The sequence below is a fragment of the Flavobacterium muglaense genome (assembly GCF_014305155.1).
GTDB lineage: Bacteria > Bacteroidota > Bacteroidia > Flavobacteriales > Flavobacteriaceae > Flavobacterium > Flavobacterium muglaense.
Genome location: NZ_JACRUK010000001.1, coordinates 144,645 through 159,158 on the forward strand (window position 1 = coordinate 144,645; position 14,514 = coordinate 159,158).

At 35.5% G+C, this 14,514-nt stretch carries 14 protein-coding genes; 7 read left to right on the top strand and 7 right to left on the bottom strand.

Annotation, left to right across the window (positions count from 1 at the left end):
- Nucleotides 1–106 precede the first annotated feature (106 nt).
- The 4 genes from H8R24_RS00660 to alaS form a co-directional block, all read right to left on the bottom strand.
- Nucleotides 107–727 (bottom strand): DUF4230 domain-containing protein, encoded by a 621-nt coding sequence (locus tag H8R24_RS00660; RefSeq protein ID WP_187016651.1) that lies wholly within the window; start codon nucleotides 725–727, stop codon nucleotides 107–109.
- 2 nt (nucleotides 728–729) lie between these two features.
- A complete protein-coding gene (locus H8R24_RS00665) occupies nucleotides 730–1,686 on the bottom strand; it encodes a GSCFA domain-containing protein (protein ID WP_187016652.1) in 957 nt (318 codons plus the stop codon).
- A 146-nt stretch (nucleotides 1,687–1,832) separates the two neighbouring features.
- Nucleotides 1,833–2,618: a hypothetical protein gene (locus H8R24_RS00670; protein WP_187016653.1), complete on the bottom strand. Its 786-nt coding sequence runs from the start codon at nucleotides 2,616–2,618 to the stop codon at nucleotides 1,833–1,835.
- A 250-nt stretch (nucleotides 2,619–2,868) separates the two neighbouring features.
- Nucleotides 2,869–5,514 (bottom strand): alanine--tRNA ligase, encoded by a 2,646-nt coding sequence (gene alaS, locus H8R24_RS00675; RefSeq protein ID WP_187016654.1) that lies wholly within the window; start codon nucleotides 5,512–5,514, stop codon nucleotides 2,869–2,871.
- A gap of 323 nt (nucleotides 5,515–5,837) precedes the next feature.
- On the opposite strand from alaS, the gene H8R24_RS00680 reads away from it, so the two are divergent.
- The 6 genes from H8R24_RS00680 (at nucleotide 5,838) to H8R24_RS00705 (ending at nucleotide 10,350) form a co-directional block, all read left to right on the top strand.
- The gene (locus tag H8R24_RS00680) at nucleotides 5,838–6,815 is read left to right on the top strand and encodes a M23 family metallopeptidase (RefSeq protein WP_187016655.1); all 978 of its coding nucleotides are present in this window, start codon (nucleotides 5,838–5,840) and stop codon (nucleotides 6,813–6,815) included.
- Nucleotides 6,816–6,865: 50 nt separating this feature from the next.
- Nucleotides 6,866–7,198 (top strand): MerR family transcriptional regulator, encoded by a 333-nt coding sequence (locus H8R24_RS00685; RefSeq protein ID WP_187016656.1) that lies wholly within the window; start codon nucleotides 6,866–6,868, stop codon nucleotides 7,196–7,198.
- 50 nt (nucleotides 7,199–7,248) lie between these two features.
- Nucleotides 7,249–7,836, top strand: coding sequence for a LemA family protein (locus H8R24_RS00690; RefSeq protein ID WP_187016657.1), 588 nt, complete (start codon nucleotides 7,249–7,251; stop codon nucleotides 7,834–7,836).
- A gap of 120 nt (nucleotides 7,837–7,956) precedes the next feature.
- On the top strand, nucleotides 7,957–8,394 hold the full coding sequence (locus tag H8R24_RS00695; protein WP_187016658.1) for a TPM domain-containing protein: 438 nt from the start codon (nucleotides 7,957–7,959) through the stop codon (nucleotides 8,392–8,394).
- Between the two features lie 2 nt (nucleotides 8,395–8,396).
- Nucleotides 8,397–9,206 (top strand): TPM domain-containing protein, encoded by an 810-nt coding sequence (locus H8R24_RS00700; protein WP_187016659.1) that lies wholly within the window; start codon nucleotides 8,397–8,399, stop codon nucleotides 9,204–9,206.
- Nucleotides 9,207–9,348: 142 nt separating this feature from the next.
- Nucleotides 9,349–10,350 (top strand): hypothetical protein, encoded by a 1,002-nt coding sequence (locus tag H8R24_RS00705; RefSeq protein WP_187016660.1) that lies wholly within the window; start codon nucleotides 9,349–9,351, stop codon nucleotides 10,348–10,350.
- Between the two features lie 84 nt (nucleotides 10,351–10,434).
- On the opposite strand, the gene H8R24_RS00710 is transcribed toward H8R24_RS00705, so the two are convergent.
- On the bottom strand, nucleotides 10,435–11,226 hold the full coding sequence (locus tag H8R24_RS00710) for an SDR family oxidoreductase (RefSeq protein WP_187016661.1): 792 nt from the start codon (nucleotides 11,224–11,226) through the stop codon (nucleotides 10,435–10,437).
- 176 nt (nucleotides 11,227–11,402) lie between these two features.
- Nucleotides 11,403–12,710: a ribosome biogenesis GTPase Der gene (gene der, locus H8R24_RS00715; protein WP_187016662.1), complete on the bottom strand. Its 1,308-nt coding sequence runs from the start codon at nucleotides 12,708–12,710 to the stop codon at nucleotides 11,403–11,405.
- Nucleotides 12,711–12,813: 103 nt separating this feature from the next.
- On the opposite strand from der, the gene H8R24_RS00720 reads away from it, so the two are divergent.
- On the top strand, nucleotides 12,814–13,311 hold the full coding sequence (locus H8R24_RS00720; RefSeq protein ID WP_187016663.1) for a hypothetical protein: 498 nt from the start codon (nucleotides 12,814–12,816) through the stop codon (nucleotides 13,309–13,311).
- Between the two features lie 197 nt (nucleotides 13,312–13,508).
- On the opposite strand, the gene era is transcribed toward H8R24_RS00720, so the two are convergent.
- Nucleotides 13,509–14,390 carry a GTPase Era gene (gene era / locus H8R24_RS00725; RefSeq protein ID WP_187016664.1) on the bottom strand — a complete coding sequence of 294 codons (882 nt, stop codon included), beginning with the start codon at nucleotides 14,388–14,390 and terminating at the stop codon, nucleotides 13,509–13,511.
- Nucleotides 14,391–14,514: the final 124 nt, after the last annotated feature.

Below are 14,514 nucleotides of genomic sequence, written 5' to 3' on the forward strand. Positions count from 1 at the left end.
ATTATTTTAGCGAACTGGCGGTTTTAGTTTTAAATCTAGTACACAGCAAAATTGAGCTGTGTTTAATTTGCGAATTCGCGGTAAAAACGATCTGTTAAAACAGTCATTACAGCTTGATTTGTTGCTCTAAGGCTTGGTCTTTTTCTATTACTTTTCCATCGTATTTTAAGGTCCACCCTAAATTACTTGTTGTGATTAACAACTGTGACAACTCACTAATTAAGCGGTTTTGCGCATTTGATTTTAAGGTCGAATTTTCTATTTTTTTGGCTAGATTCGCCTTTACTGATTTGTTGATTTTGTTATAATCATCACCTGTAAAAGGATTTAGTTTACTTTGCTCCACATCGTAGAACTTAATATCTGGATTGATTTTTATTTCTTCTTTCGGAATGTATACAATAGAGATTGTTTTGTTGGCCTCATCTATATCATACTTCATTTTGTGCAAATCATACGCCACCGAAACATCGGCATTGACAACCACCAAGGCTTTTTTATCAAAAGTCACCATCCCCATCAAGTACTTCTCTTGGTTTTTATAAGTGATCACCTCTGAGAAATGACCTTCGGTTACAATAAGCTTACCTACATTCAAAATTTGTTGCTGAATCAAGCCAGCGCTATCAATAGTTGTTGCATCATCTGTTTTCTTGAAATCACAAAACTTGAATAACAAAAAAACAGTTCCAATTAACCCGATAAAAATAAAAAATCTCTTTAACATAATTAAAATTTCATAAATGAATATTGCGAAACCATTCTAGCAATTTTAGCTTGCAAATTGGTTTCAAATTTTTGATGACTTTCAGATGCTGGATTGAAAGCTCGGTGTTGTAATGATTTTTGGATTGTATCTACAGCATCCATAGTTTCATAAGCCGAAGGAGCAATATGTGCTTCTTTAAAACGATCCCAAATATAATCAATAGCAACATCTGATGGATGCAGCATATCTGCATTATAAAAACGATAATCACGCAATTCATCCATCATGATTTCATAACTTGGGAAGTAGTCCGTATTCCGTTTACAGTGTTCAGCTTTGACTACATTATGAATTGCAGTAATTAAATGTGATTTACTTCTTTGATTTTCGACAAAACCATCTTTGAGGTGGCGCACTGGGGAAATGGTAAAAACAACAGTGTGATTTGGATTGATTTTTCCGATTAAATCGATCGTATTTTGAATGGACTTTTCAATCGAATCAATCGATAATAATTCTTTTGTAAATTGCTTTTGAGGTACTTTATGACAATTGGCCACTACAGCATCGCTCGCTATTAAACGATATACCCAAGAGGTACCATAAGTGATCATAATATGTGAGGCTTCTTGTATTTCGTGTTGCAAACCTTTTACTATTGTGTTTAAACCTGTTAGCAACTCTTCTTTACTAACGTTGCTTAAATCTGAATGCGCATCATAACAATGCCAACGTTCATTATAAAAAAAGATATCTTTTTCTGTAAATTCTTTTTCCGAAACAGCATAACGAACTAATTTTTCGATTGCCAATGGATGAAATAAAATCCCAAATGGATTGCAACTGCTTTGAAACTTAAAATAATCTAGTTTCTCTGCCATATTTACCGCAAAACAAGAACCCAAAGACACCACCTTCGACGAATAGTCAAGAGGGAAATTGCTTTTAGAAATAGGTATTGAAGTGCTAAATTGCATGACTTTTTATTTAATGCAAATTTGGCTAATTTTCACGAATTAAACACGGTTTCTTTTCTTTTTTCCAATCTATCAAAAGCATAAAAAAACCCTATCTACATTTTACAGTATGAAAGGGTAATTATAGTATTTTATACAATAGACTATTAATAATAAAAAAGTGTTTTTGCGTGATTTGAATGTGCTTCATTAAAAAAAGTTTTCTCACCAACTATCTCCGTTGGATATCCACCTGCATCGTACTTGTAATCGTTTTGTGACTGATTCAGAGACGACGTAATTTGATCTGTTTCTGTATTTTTCACCTCTGCAATCTCTGTTTTACTTATTGTATTATTCTTAGAAACTAAATTACCATAGTTCAACAAGACACTAAATCCAGCAGCGTTCCTTAGTCCATTGTTCTTCGCATCATACCCATAAGTAGTTGTTTTAGTACTTACACTATTTGCAGCTGTATTATCTAAAATCGTTACTTCTTTTATCAAATTAGCAGCAGCATAATACAAAACACCATGATTCACTTTTACATCAATATTACTAGCGTCTTTTACCCATTTTTCATACGAAACTGTTCCATCTGTATTATGAACATAGTTCACCACATAATTGTCCGAAGATGTGATTTTTACTAAATCATTATCAACATAAGTCAGAACCAAAGTAGTAGTATGATTAGTTACCTTATCTAATTCTACTATTTTAGTAACTAAAAGTCCTGTATATGAAAAAGTGCTACTCTTCACAGTGTTGTCAATACTAGTGATTTTGTTTGAATTATAATTGATTGACGTTGTTATTGACGATCCATCAGTAGCTGTTTCAACTATTTGTTTGATTAATTGCGCTTCACTAACATTAATATCGTTAGTACATGAAATAACAGTTAGTGAAAGGAATAGGATTCCAAAGTAGGTTTTAAAAATTTTCATTTTGAAAAATATATTAATTAGTGGCATGATAAAGCGGGGCAACTCAATCACTTGACAAAAGTATAACAAAGCTAAAACAGCTACAAATATCAACGACATTTAGCCAATTAATCAGATAAACAACCACAAAATGGCATTAAAACTCCTCTAACCCACTACTAACTAAGCTTTAACAGCCATAAAAAAACCTCTTCTGTATTTATAATACAAAAGAGGTGTTATATCTAATTGGCTTATTAAAGCGTTTTATTTATTGTATAAAATCAACCGCTTTCGCTAAAGCTTCTGGAATTCCTTCGGCTTTTTTTCCTCCAGCAGTTGCAAAGAATGGTTGCCCACCTCCACCACCTTGGATGAATTTACCTAATTCACGAACGACAAGTCCTGCGTTTAGATTTTTGTCAGCAACTAATTCTTTCGAAATGTAACAGCTCAACATTGGTTTTCCTTCTTCGGCTGTAGCCAAAACTAAAAACATATTATTTCCTAAAGTCCCTAATTCATAAGCCAAATCTTTAGCCCCTTCAGGATTTAAGTCTACTTGTTTTGCTAAAAATTGTACGCCGTTGATTTCTTGGATTTCTTTAGCCAAGTCGCCTTTCATATTTTTAGCCTTGTCTTTCAACAAGCTTTCTAATTGTTTTTTCAACTTCGCATTATCGTCTTGCAAAGCCACCACAGCCTTTAAAGTATCTTGTGGGTTTTTAAGCGAAAGTTTAATTTCACTCAACAATTCTTCTTGATTTGCAAAATGCTTCTTAACCGCATCAGATGTGATTGCCTCAATACGGCGAATTCCTGCTGCAACTGCACCTTCAGATACAATCTTGAAAGACCAGATTTCAGCAGTGTTTTTCACATGGATTCCTCCACACAATTCCATACTGTCTCCAAATTTGATTGCACGAACTGAATCTCCGTATTTCTCACCAAATAAAGCCATAGCACCTTCTTCTACCGCTTGCGCAAAAGGAATGTCTCTACGCTCAATTAACGGCAATTGTTCTTGGATTCTTGCGTTTACAAAATCTTCTACTTGTTTTAATTCATCATCAGTTACTTTTGCAAAATGCGAAAAGTCAAAACGTAAATTATTTGGTGTTACCAAAGATCCTTTTTGCTCTACATGTGTTCCTAAAACCGTGCGCAAAGCCAAATGCATCAAGTGGGTAGCCGAGTGATTCTTAGCAGATGCTGCTCTCAAATCCGTATTTACCTTAGCTACAAAACTAGCATTTATATTCTCTGGTAATTGCTTAGCTAGTAACAAAATTAGGTTATTCTCTTTTTTAGTATCTATAATTTGGATCGTCTCATTAGCCGAAACCAATGTTCCTTTATCTCCTACTTGCCCTCCTCCTTCTGGATAAAACGGACTATTATCAACAACGATTTGGTACAAAACACCGTCTTTTTTAGAGTCAACTTTACGGATGCGAGTGATTTTTACATCTGCTTCCGTTTGATCGTATCCTACAAATGTTTCTACGTTTCCAGGAACCAATACAGACCAGTCTTCGGTTGAAACTTCAGAGGCAGCGCGCGAACGTGCTTTTTGCTCCTGCATAGCAACATCAAAACCAGCTTCGTCTAGTTCTAATCCTCTTTCTCTCAAAATCAAAGCTGTCAAATCCTTTGGAAAACCAAAAGTATCGTACAATTCGAATGCTTTTGCTCCCGAAACTTCATTTCCTTTAGTTTCGCTAATGACGTTTTCAAGCAATTGCAGTCCTTGGTCTAATGTTCTTAAAAAAGAAGCTTCTTCCTCCCGAATCACATTAGTTACTAAATTTTGTTGCGATTTGATTTCTGGGAAAAATTCTCCCATTTGGTCTGCTAATACAGCTACCAATTTGTATATAAAAGCTTCTTTGGTATCCAAAAAAGTAAATCCGTAACGAATAGCACGACGTAAAATACGACGAATTACATAACCCGCACCAGTGTTTGATGGCAATTGACCATCGGCAATAGCGAAGGCTACCGCACGCACGTGATCTACAATGACACGTATAGCGATGTTTATTTTATTTTGTTCTTCCCCTTCAGCTCCACTCAGGACAACATCATTTGAAGTATATTTTAATCCTGTAATTTCCTCTACTTTTTCAATAAGGGGTGTAAAAACATCCGTATCATAATTTGAAGTTACGTTCTGGATTGCCATACACAAACGCTCAAATCCCATTCCGGTATCTACGTGTTGTGCTGGTAATTTTTCAAGAGAACCATCGGCTTTACGGTTGAATTCCATAAATACATTGTTCCATATCTCTACCACTTGTGGGTGATCTTCGTTTACTAAACTGCGGCCGCTTACTGCAGCTCTTTCGGCATCAGTACGTAAATCAATATGAATTTCAGAACAAGGTCCGCAGGGGCCTTGATCTCCCATTTCCCAGAAGTTGTCTTTTTTATTTCCAAGGATAATGCGATCTTCTGGCACAAATTGTTTCCAGATATCAAATGCTTCTTGATCAAAAGGAACATTCTCGGCTTCGTTTCCTTCAAAAACAGAAACGTATAAACGGTCTTTGTCTAGTTTTAAAACCTCGGTTAAGAACTCCCATGCAAATGGCAATGCTTCTTTCTTGAAGTAATCACCAAAGGACCAGTTACCTAACATTTCAAACATAGTATGGTGATAGGTATCAAAACCTACATCTTCAAGGTCATTATGTTTTCCTGAAACACGAAGACATTTTTGCGTATCGGCAATTCTATTGCTTTTTGGCGTGGCGTTTCCCAGAAAATATTCTTTAAACTGAGCCATTCCTGAGTTGTTGAACATTAAGGTTGGATCATCTTTAAGAACAATTGGTGCAGATGGAACGATTAAATGTCCTTTGCTTTGAAAAAAATCTAGAAATTGTTTACGTACGTCTTGTGATTTCATTATTTATTTTAGTTTAAAGTTTAAGGTTTAAAGTTAATTAGACCCGAAACTATCTCATTTTACTATTCCATTTCATGCCCCAGATAGTAGTGAAAAGCTTTGAAGTTTTGAAATTTATTTTTTCTTGTGGTGGCAGAGCGACCAAAGGAAGCTCCTGCCAGCGCAGTAGAAAAAAAGATTTCAAGACGAGAACTTGAAACGAATAGCTGGAATAGGCACATTATTTTATTTATTCTTGAAAAAAGGCCATAACGAATGAAACATTTATTAAATTTGTTTCTCTAACACTTTTTACAAAGTGCAAAAATAGGGTATTTTAAAATATGGCGAAAGTAAAATATTATTACGATTCTGAAAATCTGGCTTATCGAAAAATAAAAACTAAAAAAAGACGAAAATTTGGCTTTATCGCTTTGTTTCTCGTGGCTTCGGCTTTGTTTGGTTTTATAAGTTTTGTGGTTTTATTGAATACTCCGTACTTTAAAACACCTAAAGACTTGATTCAGGCGCGTGAAATTGAGAATTTGAAGCTAAATTATGCCGTTTTGAATAAAAAAATGGATCAATTGAGCACGGTTTTAAGTGCAATTGAAGATCGAGACAACAACTTGTATCGCACCTATTTTAACACAGCGGCAATTCCGGAGGAAGAACGAAAATCAGGTTTTGATAAAATGGATCGTTATGCGGCGCTAGAAGGCTACAATAATACCCAACTGGTTTTGAATACTACAAAAAAAGTGGATGGCTTGTCTAAGGAATTAGCCATTCAATCAAAATCACTGGATTATATTTTGAAATTAGCCAAAGAGAAAAACAAATTACTGTCTGCCATTCCTGCCATTCAGCCAGTGAAGAACGAAAATTTGAAACGCATGGCATCTGGTTTTGGATACCGAACAGATCCGTTTACAAAAGCGCGTAAAATGCATGAGGGAATGGACTTTACAGCAAATACAGGAACTCCGATTTATGCATCAGGCGATGGCGTTGTAGCACGAGCAGACAATACGGCATCAGGTTATGGAAATCATATTGTGATTAGGCACGGTTATGGATATGAAACTTTGTATGCCCACTTGAGCAAATACAATTGCAGAGCAGGTCAAAAAATAAAACGTGGTGACATTATAGGATATATAGGTAGCACGGGAAGATCTGAGGGGCCCCACTTGCATTATGAGGTTCATAAAGATGGTAAGGTGGTGAATCCTTTGAATTTTTATTATGGCAATATTTCAGCTGTAGAATATGTAGCTATTTCACAACAGGCCAATCAAGAGAATCAGTCATTAGACTAGAGGTCAATATTCGGTTAATAGCAAAAGGTTTAAAAATTAAAATATAAAAAATGTACATTGAACTTTCTAAAGACAAAAGGTATTACAGCATTGGTGAGATCGCCAAGGCATTTGATGTAAACGCATCATTGATTCGGTTTTGGGATAGTGAATTTGATATTTTGAAACCAAAGAAAAACGCCAAAGGAAACCGAATGTTTACTCCGGAGGATGTGACTAACTTGCAATTGATTTATCACCTAGTAAAGGAAAGAGGGTTTACGCTTGAAGGCGCCAAAACACACTTGAAAGAAGGACAGAAGAAAACACTGGACAAATTTGAGATTATAAGAAAACTAGAAACCATACGCACACAATTGACAAATATTAAAAACCAACTTTAAAGAGTAACAAATAGATTAGAACTAAATATTAAATTTAAAATTAAATAAACATGAAAAGATTTTTGCCTTGGATTATCGGAGCCGTTGTTATTTTTGCAATCTACAGCTGGGCATCAGGGATTTACAATACCGCAGTTACACTTGATCAAGATGTAAAAGAAAGCTGGGGTAACGTTAATACATCATACCAAAGAAGAAATGATCTAATACCAAACATTGTAAGCACTGTTAAAGGATATGCTGAACATGAAAAAAGTACTTTGACAGCTGTTATTGAAGCAAGAGCTAAAGCTACATCTGTAACAATTGACCCATCAAACGTTACTCCAGAGCAGTTAGCCGCATTTAACTCTGCTCAATCTGGTGTTTCATCTTCTTTATCTCGATTATTAGTAAGCGTTGAGCAATACCCTAATTTGAAGGCAGATGCGAGTTTTATGAAACTACAAGACGAATTAGCGAGTACTGAAAACCAAATTTTGACTGCAAGAACTCGTTTTAACGAATCGGTTAAGCCTTACAACAATAACATCAATACGTTCCCAAGAAACATCTTAGCAGGAATGTACGGTCTTAAAGAAAAACCATACTTTGAAGCGGTAGCTGGTGCTGAAAAACCGGTAGAAGTAAAATTCTAATCGCTTTTTAATTAAAAAGTATTTACACAACAAACCATTAAGAAATTTAGATTATTAAGAAATAATGAATCTTGTTTCTTAATGGTTTTGTTATTTTAAATTCACTCTAAAAAAAAACTCATGTCTAAAGTAGAAGATTTTTTAACGCAAGAAGAAGAACTTGAAATTGTTGAAGCGATTCGAGTGGCCGAAAAAAACACCTCGGGAGAAATAAGAGTTCATCTTGAAAAAACAACCGAATTAGATCCTTATGACCGTGCACTAGAAGTTTTTAATGAATTAAAAATGGATGAGACGCAACTTAAAAATGGGGTTTTAATATACATTGCCGTAAAAGACCAAACATTTGTTATTTGTGGTGATCAAGGAATTAATGATATTGTTGCCAATGATTTTTGGGATAGTACCAAAGATATCATGGTTGCTCACTTTAAAAACGGGAATTTTAAACAAGGCTTAATAGACGGAATTCTAAGAGCTGGCGAAGAACTTAAGAAACATTTTCCGTGGTCTGAGGATGATACGAATGAATTATCAAACGAAATATCTAAAGGATAAACATGACTTTACAAAAAAAGAATACAACAAACCTATTGCGCTTACTTATTTGTCTTTTTATTACTCAAATAGGATTTGCACAGTTTACTATCCCAAAAAAACCCGATTTTCAAACGAGTGTTTATGATTATGCTAATGTTCTTAGCGCATCCGAGAAAGCACAGTTAGAAGAAAAACTAATTAAATATGCCGACACTACTACGACTCAAATTGTAGTGATTACTATCGAAAGTTTAGAAGGCGAAGATATTGGGATTCTTACTCCAAAATGGGGACATGAATGGGGTATTGGTGGCACCAAGAAAGACGATAACGGTGTACTTATTTTATTGGCTAAAGCCGAAAGAAAAATATGGATCTCACCAGGATATGGATTGGAAGACCGCTTAACAGCTGGAATTGGTGGAGAAATAACCCGAAACATTATTATACCTGAATTCAAAGCAGGAAGCTATTACAACGGTTTAGACAAAGGAACCGACGCTATTTTTACGGTTTTCAACGGTAAGTACAAGGGAGAACGGAAGCAAACCCAAGGGAATGATTTTCCGCTATTACCTTTTATTATTATCATTATTGTCATACTTGTACTGGTCTCTAAAAATAAAGGCGGAGGAAACTCAGGCAATCGCGGAGGCGGAGGTCCTAGCCTACTCGATGTTATTATATTAAGCAGTCTTGGCCGTGGTGGCGGAGGTGGTGGTTTCGGCGGCGGTTCATCAGGTGGTGGATTTGGCGGCGGAGGCGGTGGCTTCGGTGGAGGATTTGGCGGAGGCGGGTTCTCCGGTGGAGGATCTGGCGGAGGCTGGTAAAAAAAAAATGATCTAAAGTCGCAATCTAGTATTGCGACTTTTTTTATGATCATAATAAAAAAAACATAGTACACTACAAAACAACCGTTTAAATGAAATATTTTTTATATTTACAGTAAAAAACCCGTCAAATAGTGTACTCATGAAATCTTTAAAATCAGCTCCTATTATTCTAGTTCTCTTTCTAGTATTTAGTACTAACGGATATTCTCAATTTGGTAATTTAAAAGGTAAAATCCTTGAGGCAGGTGCTGTCATGGGAGCAAAAAAACTAGGATTAGACGAAGTGCTTAAAAAACCCGCCGCCATCACCACTTCATTTGAAGATGTTGATAAGCAAGGTTCTAAATTTCCAGATGTAATTGTAGTGAAAAACATCCAGCCTTTATACTTACTACCTAAAGCAAGTACTGGCGGATTTCTATTATGTGATGGATTTTATGAAATGACAAATAAAAGTTACTGTTTAAAAGCAGGAACTTTTGCTCCTTCTAAAGGCGATGGATATATGTACGCTCCTGTTTTAGGTCCGAAACAAGAAATTGTAACTACTATATTGAAAAACGCAGAGAAGCACCCAGAAATCAATCAACATGACATTCAAATATTATTATGGACTATTATTGCTCGAACACGTTTTGCCGATTATAGTGGTCAAGTAAAACTAACGGCTGTTGCGTTATTGAGTCCGCTAGAACTAACACATCTTGAAGGTGGCATGCTTGGTGTATTACCCGCGAGTGTAATGAATAAAGCCAAATCACAACTTCCTGACGGAGTTCAAAGTGCTTTTGAAGCCGAAAATAACATTCGTCAAATGGTTGCTTCGGGAAATTACACCTATGCCGAAATGGAAAAATATGCCATTTTAGCCGGTATGGCGCCCGCACGTACTGATGTCCCTTCGGGAATATGGACCTTGCACCCAGACGGTTATTACCTTCGTTATTTTCCGCAAGGCTATTCGATCACTAGAGTTCAAATTTATGTCCCTACAGCACTTATAGCGCTTGGAAAACCTATTATTTATGATGCCACAAATGATATTGCTTGCCCTGCTAATACTGGTTCTCAACGATTAGCACAAACTAATGAGCCGTTGGGAGCAGACTATACCATCAAAATAAAAACAAACTGCAAATAAAAGATACACCTATTTTATAATCGAGAAGGATACAAAACGTTGTATCCTTTTTTTTATTTCCAAGATTGCCCCATAAACTCTTCGTTATCTTACTTTACTTTTTATTACAAAGCGATGCAACAGCTTGGGGAAAAATCGCTTTAAATAGACACCCAATACTTCCTTACCACCGATATATGCTTCAAACTTATTTTTTTCTACAGCTTTGATTAGTTTTCTTGCAAAAACGCCTACTTCCATTCCATTTAAAGTAGCCTCGTCCTCTGTGTTTTGCGAAGATCCATCTGCGGTTAGTGCATTTTTAGCCACATTTGTCTGGATAAAACCCGGACAAATTAAACTAACATTGATATTGTCTTTTTGATGCTCCATACGCAAAACGTCAAAAAAACCGTGTAGAGCATGTTTAGCTCCGCAATAACCCGAACGGTAAGGCGAACCAAATTTTCCCATCAAACTAGTAATCGTTACGTAATGTCCGCTTTTATTATTTATAAAATGAGGCAACACCACTTTAGACAGAGCAACAGTTCCCAAATAATCAACTTCAATCAATTTTTTATCGACTTCAAAACTAGTTTCTACCAAAAGTGAACGCTGACTTACACCGCCATTATTGATTAGAACATCAATTTTCCCGAAGTAGGATATTGCCGTTGCTACTTGATCCGGGGCAGTATTAAAGTGAGCTAGATCAAATGGTAAAACCACAACATCTGGGTGCGCACAATTCATTTTTACCCGTTCTAAGTTTTCTAGATTTCGAGCCGAAAGGATGAGCTTACAGTTTCTCTTAGAAAGCTCATACGCTAGAGCCTCCCCTATACCGCTTGAAGCTCCAGTAATCCAAACTACTTTATTATCGATTGCTTTCATCTTTTTTTTTTATAAATGTAAAAAAGTTTAGCAAACTATCTATAAGCCAACGCATTTTCTATTTAAGAACGGCACTATTATTTTTAACAATATAGATTTATGCACTATTGTTACTGCATAAAAAAACCTCCAAAATGCAATTGCAAATTAGAGGTTTATGATTTGAAGAAAAAAAATTATTTTTCTCTAATATAAATATCAATAGGTACACCTGAGAAATCCCAGTGGTCTCTAATTTTATTTTCAAGGTAACGCTTGTATGGTTCTTTTACATACTGTGGCATGTTGGCAAAAAATACAAACTGTGGCGTTTGTGTAGGCAACTGCATGCAATATTTAATTTTCACATATTTTCCTTTAGTCGCTGGTGGTGGGTATGCTTCAATCACTTTCAACATGTATTCGTTGAATTTTGAAGTAGCAATACGTTGTTGTCTACTTTCGTATACTTTAACCGTAGCTTCTAATGCTTTTAATAAACGTTGTTTAGTTAACGCAGATACAAAAAGAATAGGCACATCAGTAAATGGCATTAATTCTTGTCTGATTTTCTCTTCGTAATCTCTGGTAGACATCGTCTCTTTTTCGACTAAATCCCATTTATTTACTAAGATCACTACCCCTTTACGGTTTTTTTCGGCCAACCAAAAGATACTTTGATCTTGTCCTTCAAATCCACGTGTAGCATCAATAATTAAGATACAAATATCAGCATGCTCAATAGCACGTACCGAACGCATTACAGAGTAAAATTCTAAATCTTCCTTCACCTTAGCCTTACGACGGATTCCCGCAGTATCTACTAGGTTAAATTCGAATCCAAAACGGTCAAATTTTGTATCAATAGAATCACGAGTTGTTCCCGCAATATCAGTCACGATATAACGATCTTTGCCAATTAATGCATTGATAAAACTTGATTTTCCTGCATTAGGACGTCCTACAACAGCAAAACGTGGTAAATCAGAAGCTTCTTCAACAACTGGTTTTTCAGGAAAAGCTTTGATTAAAGCATCCAATAAATCTCCTGTTCCACTTCCTGAAATACTAGCAAAAGTATAATACTCTCCTAAACCTAGGTTGTAAAACTCAACAGCATCCTTCTCACGCATGGCGTTATCTACCTTATTTACAGCAAGAAGTACAGGCTTAGTTACTTTACGCAACAATTTAGCAACAGTATCATCCATTGGGGTGATCCCCTCCTCTACATCCACCACAAAAATGATAACATCAGCCTCATCAATTGCAAGTTCTACTTGCTTACGGATTTCGCCTTCAAATACGTCATCTGATCCGCGGATGTATCCTCCGGTATCAATCACTGAGAACTCTTTCCCATTCCACTCGCTCTTACCGTAGTTTCTATCACGGGTTACTCCCGAAACTGAATCTACGATCGCTTCTCTTCTTTGTATCAGCCTATTGAAAAGGGTTGATTTCCCCACATTAGGTCTTCCTACTATCGCAACAATATTGTTCATAATATAAATTCAAATATTTTGCAAAGGTAGTGTAAAAACGGTGAATATCAATTATTTTACTATATTAGCTATACTGAGATACTTAATTGACAAAATTTACGGCATGGATACTGAAAATAAAATCACTTTACGCTTGCGTTTTTATATGGATATTGAGGAAAATAGTACCGCAATACTCCAAAAGTTTAAAGAGCATTCGGTTCAAAAATCAGAAGATTTTACTATAAAAAACAGTGAAAATCACATTTGGCTTGACATTATTGCGTCAAAAAGAAATTATTGGTCTCCGCATTTGCATTTAGAGCTCGAACCAAGAAGCGAAAAATCGACTCACATTAGAGGACTATATGGACCTGACCCTACGTTGTGGACATTCTTTATGTTTTTGCATTTTATTATTGCGGGCGTGTTTCTTATTTTTTGCGCCATTGCTTACTCTGATTATATTCTAAAAAACTCCATTATAACAGACTTAGTGATCATGGCTTTAATGACTTTATTTTGGTTTTTATTGTATTATTTAGCCAAATCAATTCGAGAAAAAGGACATCCTCAAATGAATGAACTGGAAAAATATTTTCACTCGATCCTGAAATCATAAAAAAATCCCGATGTTATCTTAAGATTTCATCGGGATTTTTTTATGATTTATGCTTAATTTGATACTAATCCGTTATTTGTTGCACAATACCGCGTGAAGGATAGTAGTGAAAATCCTTTTTAATTGGCTTTTTCTGCCAGTTAAAAAGATTGTAACGAATAGCCTGGCCCTTTTTCAGGGACACGCCCAAGTTTTAGTTATTGATTATAACCAAAACGTTTTAGCATATTAGCATTGCTTCTCCAGTTTTTATTTACTTTAACAACCAATTCGATGTGAATTTGTTTTCCAAAAAACTTTTCTAAATCCTCACGAGCCTCAGTACCTACTTTTTTCAAAGCAGCACCTTTGTGACCAATGATAATTCCTTTTTGAGTTTCGCGCTCTACCATAATTAAGGAACGAATGCGGATGATTTTTTCATCCTCAAAAAATTCTTCGGTTACAATTTCGACTGCGTACGGAATCTCTTTACTGTAGTTCAATAAGATTTTTTCGCGGATAGTCTCGTTTACAAAGAAACGCTCTGGTTTGTCTGTCAACTGATCTTTTGGATAATACGCTGGCGACTCTGGTAAAAGCGAAATGATTCTTTGAAAAACCTCTGGTACATTAAAGTTTTTTAAAGCTGATATTGGGTAAATCTCAGCGTTAGGTACTTTTTCTGTCCAGAAAGCTACTTGTTGCTCTAATTGCTCTTGATTTGAATTGTCAATTTTATTCAACAATAATAGTACTGGTATTTTAGAATGAATGATTTTATTAAAAAAAGCTTCGTCTTTTAAGTCCTGCTCTCCTATTTCGACCATGTAAATCAAAATATCAGCATCTTCAAAGGCTGATTTTACGAAGTTCATCATTGACTCCTGCATTTCGTATGCTGGCTTGATAATTCCAGGAGTATCAGATAGGATCATTTGAAAATCTTCTCCATTTACGATCCCTAGAATCCTGTGACGTGTTGTTTGTGCTTTGGATGTGATGATAGATAATCGCTCTCCAACAAAGGCATTCATTAATGTTGATTTACCAACATTAGGATTCCCTATAATATTTACAAAACCTGCTTTATGTGACATTTAATATACAATTTATTGTGCAAAGGTAGTTATATCAAGTCAATAGATAAAATAAAACATTTTTTTAAATTTATGTTGTGAAATGCAGAAATTGGTTGTACCTTTGCACCCGAAACAACCGGGA

What these genes read in the sequence shown, in the direction of transcription:
- H8R24_RS00685 (WP_187016656.1), top strand. Translation starts at nt 6,866, where the DNA reads ATGTACATTGAACTTTCTAAAGACAAAAGGTATTACAGCATTGGTGAG.
- H8R24_RS00720 (WP_187016663.1), top strand. Translation starts at nt 12,814, where the DNA reads ATGGATACTGAAAATAAAATCACTTTACGCTTGCGTTTTTATATGGAT.
- H8R24_RS00680 (WP_187016655.1), top strand. Translation starts at nt 5,838, where the DNA reads ATGGCGAAAGTAAAATATTATTACGATTCTGAAAATCTGGCTTATCGA.
- H8R24_RS00690 (WP_187016657.1), top strand. Translation starts at nt 7,249, where the DNA reads ATGAAAAGATTTTTGCCTTGGATTATCGGAGCCGTTGTTATTTTTGCA.
- era (WP_187016664.1), bottom strand. Translation starts at nt 14,390, where the DNA reads ATGTCACATAAAGCAGGTTTTGTAAATATTATAGGGAATCCTAATGTT.
- H8R24_RS00700 (WP_187016659.1), top strand. Translation starts at nt 8,397, where the DNA reads ATGACTTTACAAAAAAAGAATACAACAAACCTATTGCGCTTACTTATT.
- H8R24_RS00660 (WP_187016651.1), bottom strand. Translation starts at nt 727, where the DNA reads ATGTTAAAGAGATTTTTTATTTTTATCGGGTTAATTGGAACTGTTTTT.
- alaS (WP_187016654.1), bottom strand. Translation starts at nt 5,514, where the DNA reads ATGAAATCACAAGACGTACGTAAACAATTTCTAGATTTTTTTCAAAGC.
- H8R24_RS00670 (WP_187016653.1), bottom strand. Translation starts at nt 2,618, where the DNA reads ATGAAAATTTTTAAAACCTACTTTGGAATCCTATTCCTTTCACTAACT.
- der (WP_187016662.1), bottom strand. Translation starts at nt 12,710, where the DNA reads ATGAACAATATTGTTGCGATAGTAGGAAGACCTAATGTGGGGAAATCA.
- H8R24_RS00710 (WP_187016661.1), bottom strand. Translation starts at nt 11,226, where the DNA reads ATGAAAGCAATCGATAATAAAGTAGTTTGGATTACTGGAGCTTCAAGC.
- H8R24_RS00665 (WP_187016652.1), bottom strand. Translation starts at nt 1,686, where the DNA reads ATGCAATTTAGCACTTCAATACCTATTTCTAAAAGCAATTTCCCTCTT.
- H8R24_RS00705 (WP_187016660.1), top strand. Translation starts at nt 9,349, where the DNA reads ATGAAATCTTTAAAATCAGCTCCTATTATTCTAGTTCTCTTTCTAGTA.
- H8R24_RS00695 (WP_187016658.1), top strand. Translation starts at nt 7,957, where the DNA reads ATGTCTAAAGTAGAAGATTTTTTAACGCAAGAAGAAGAACTTGAAATT.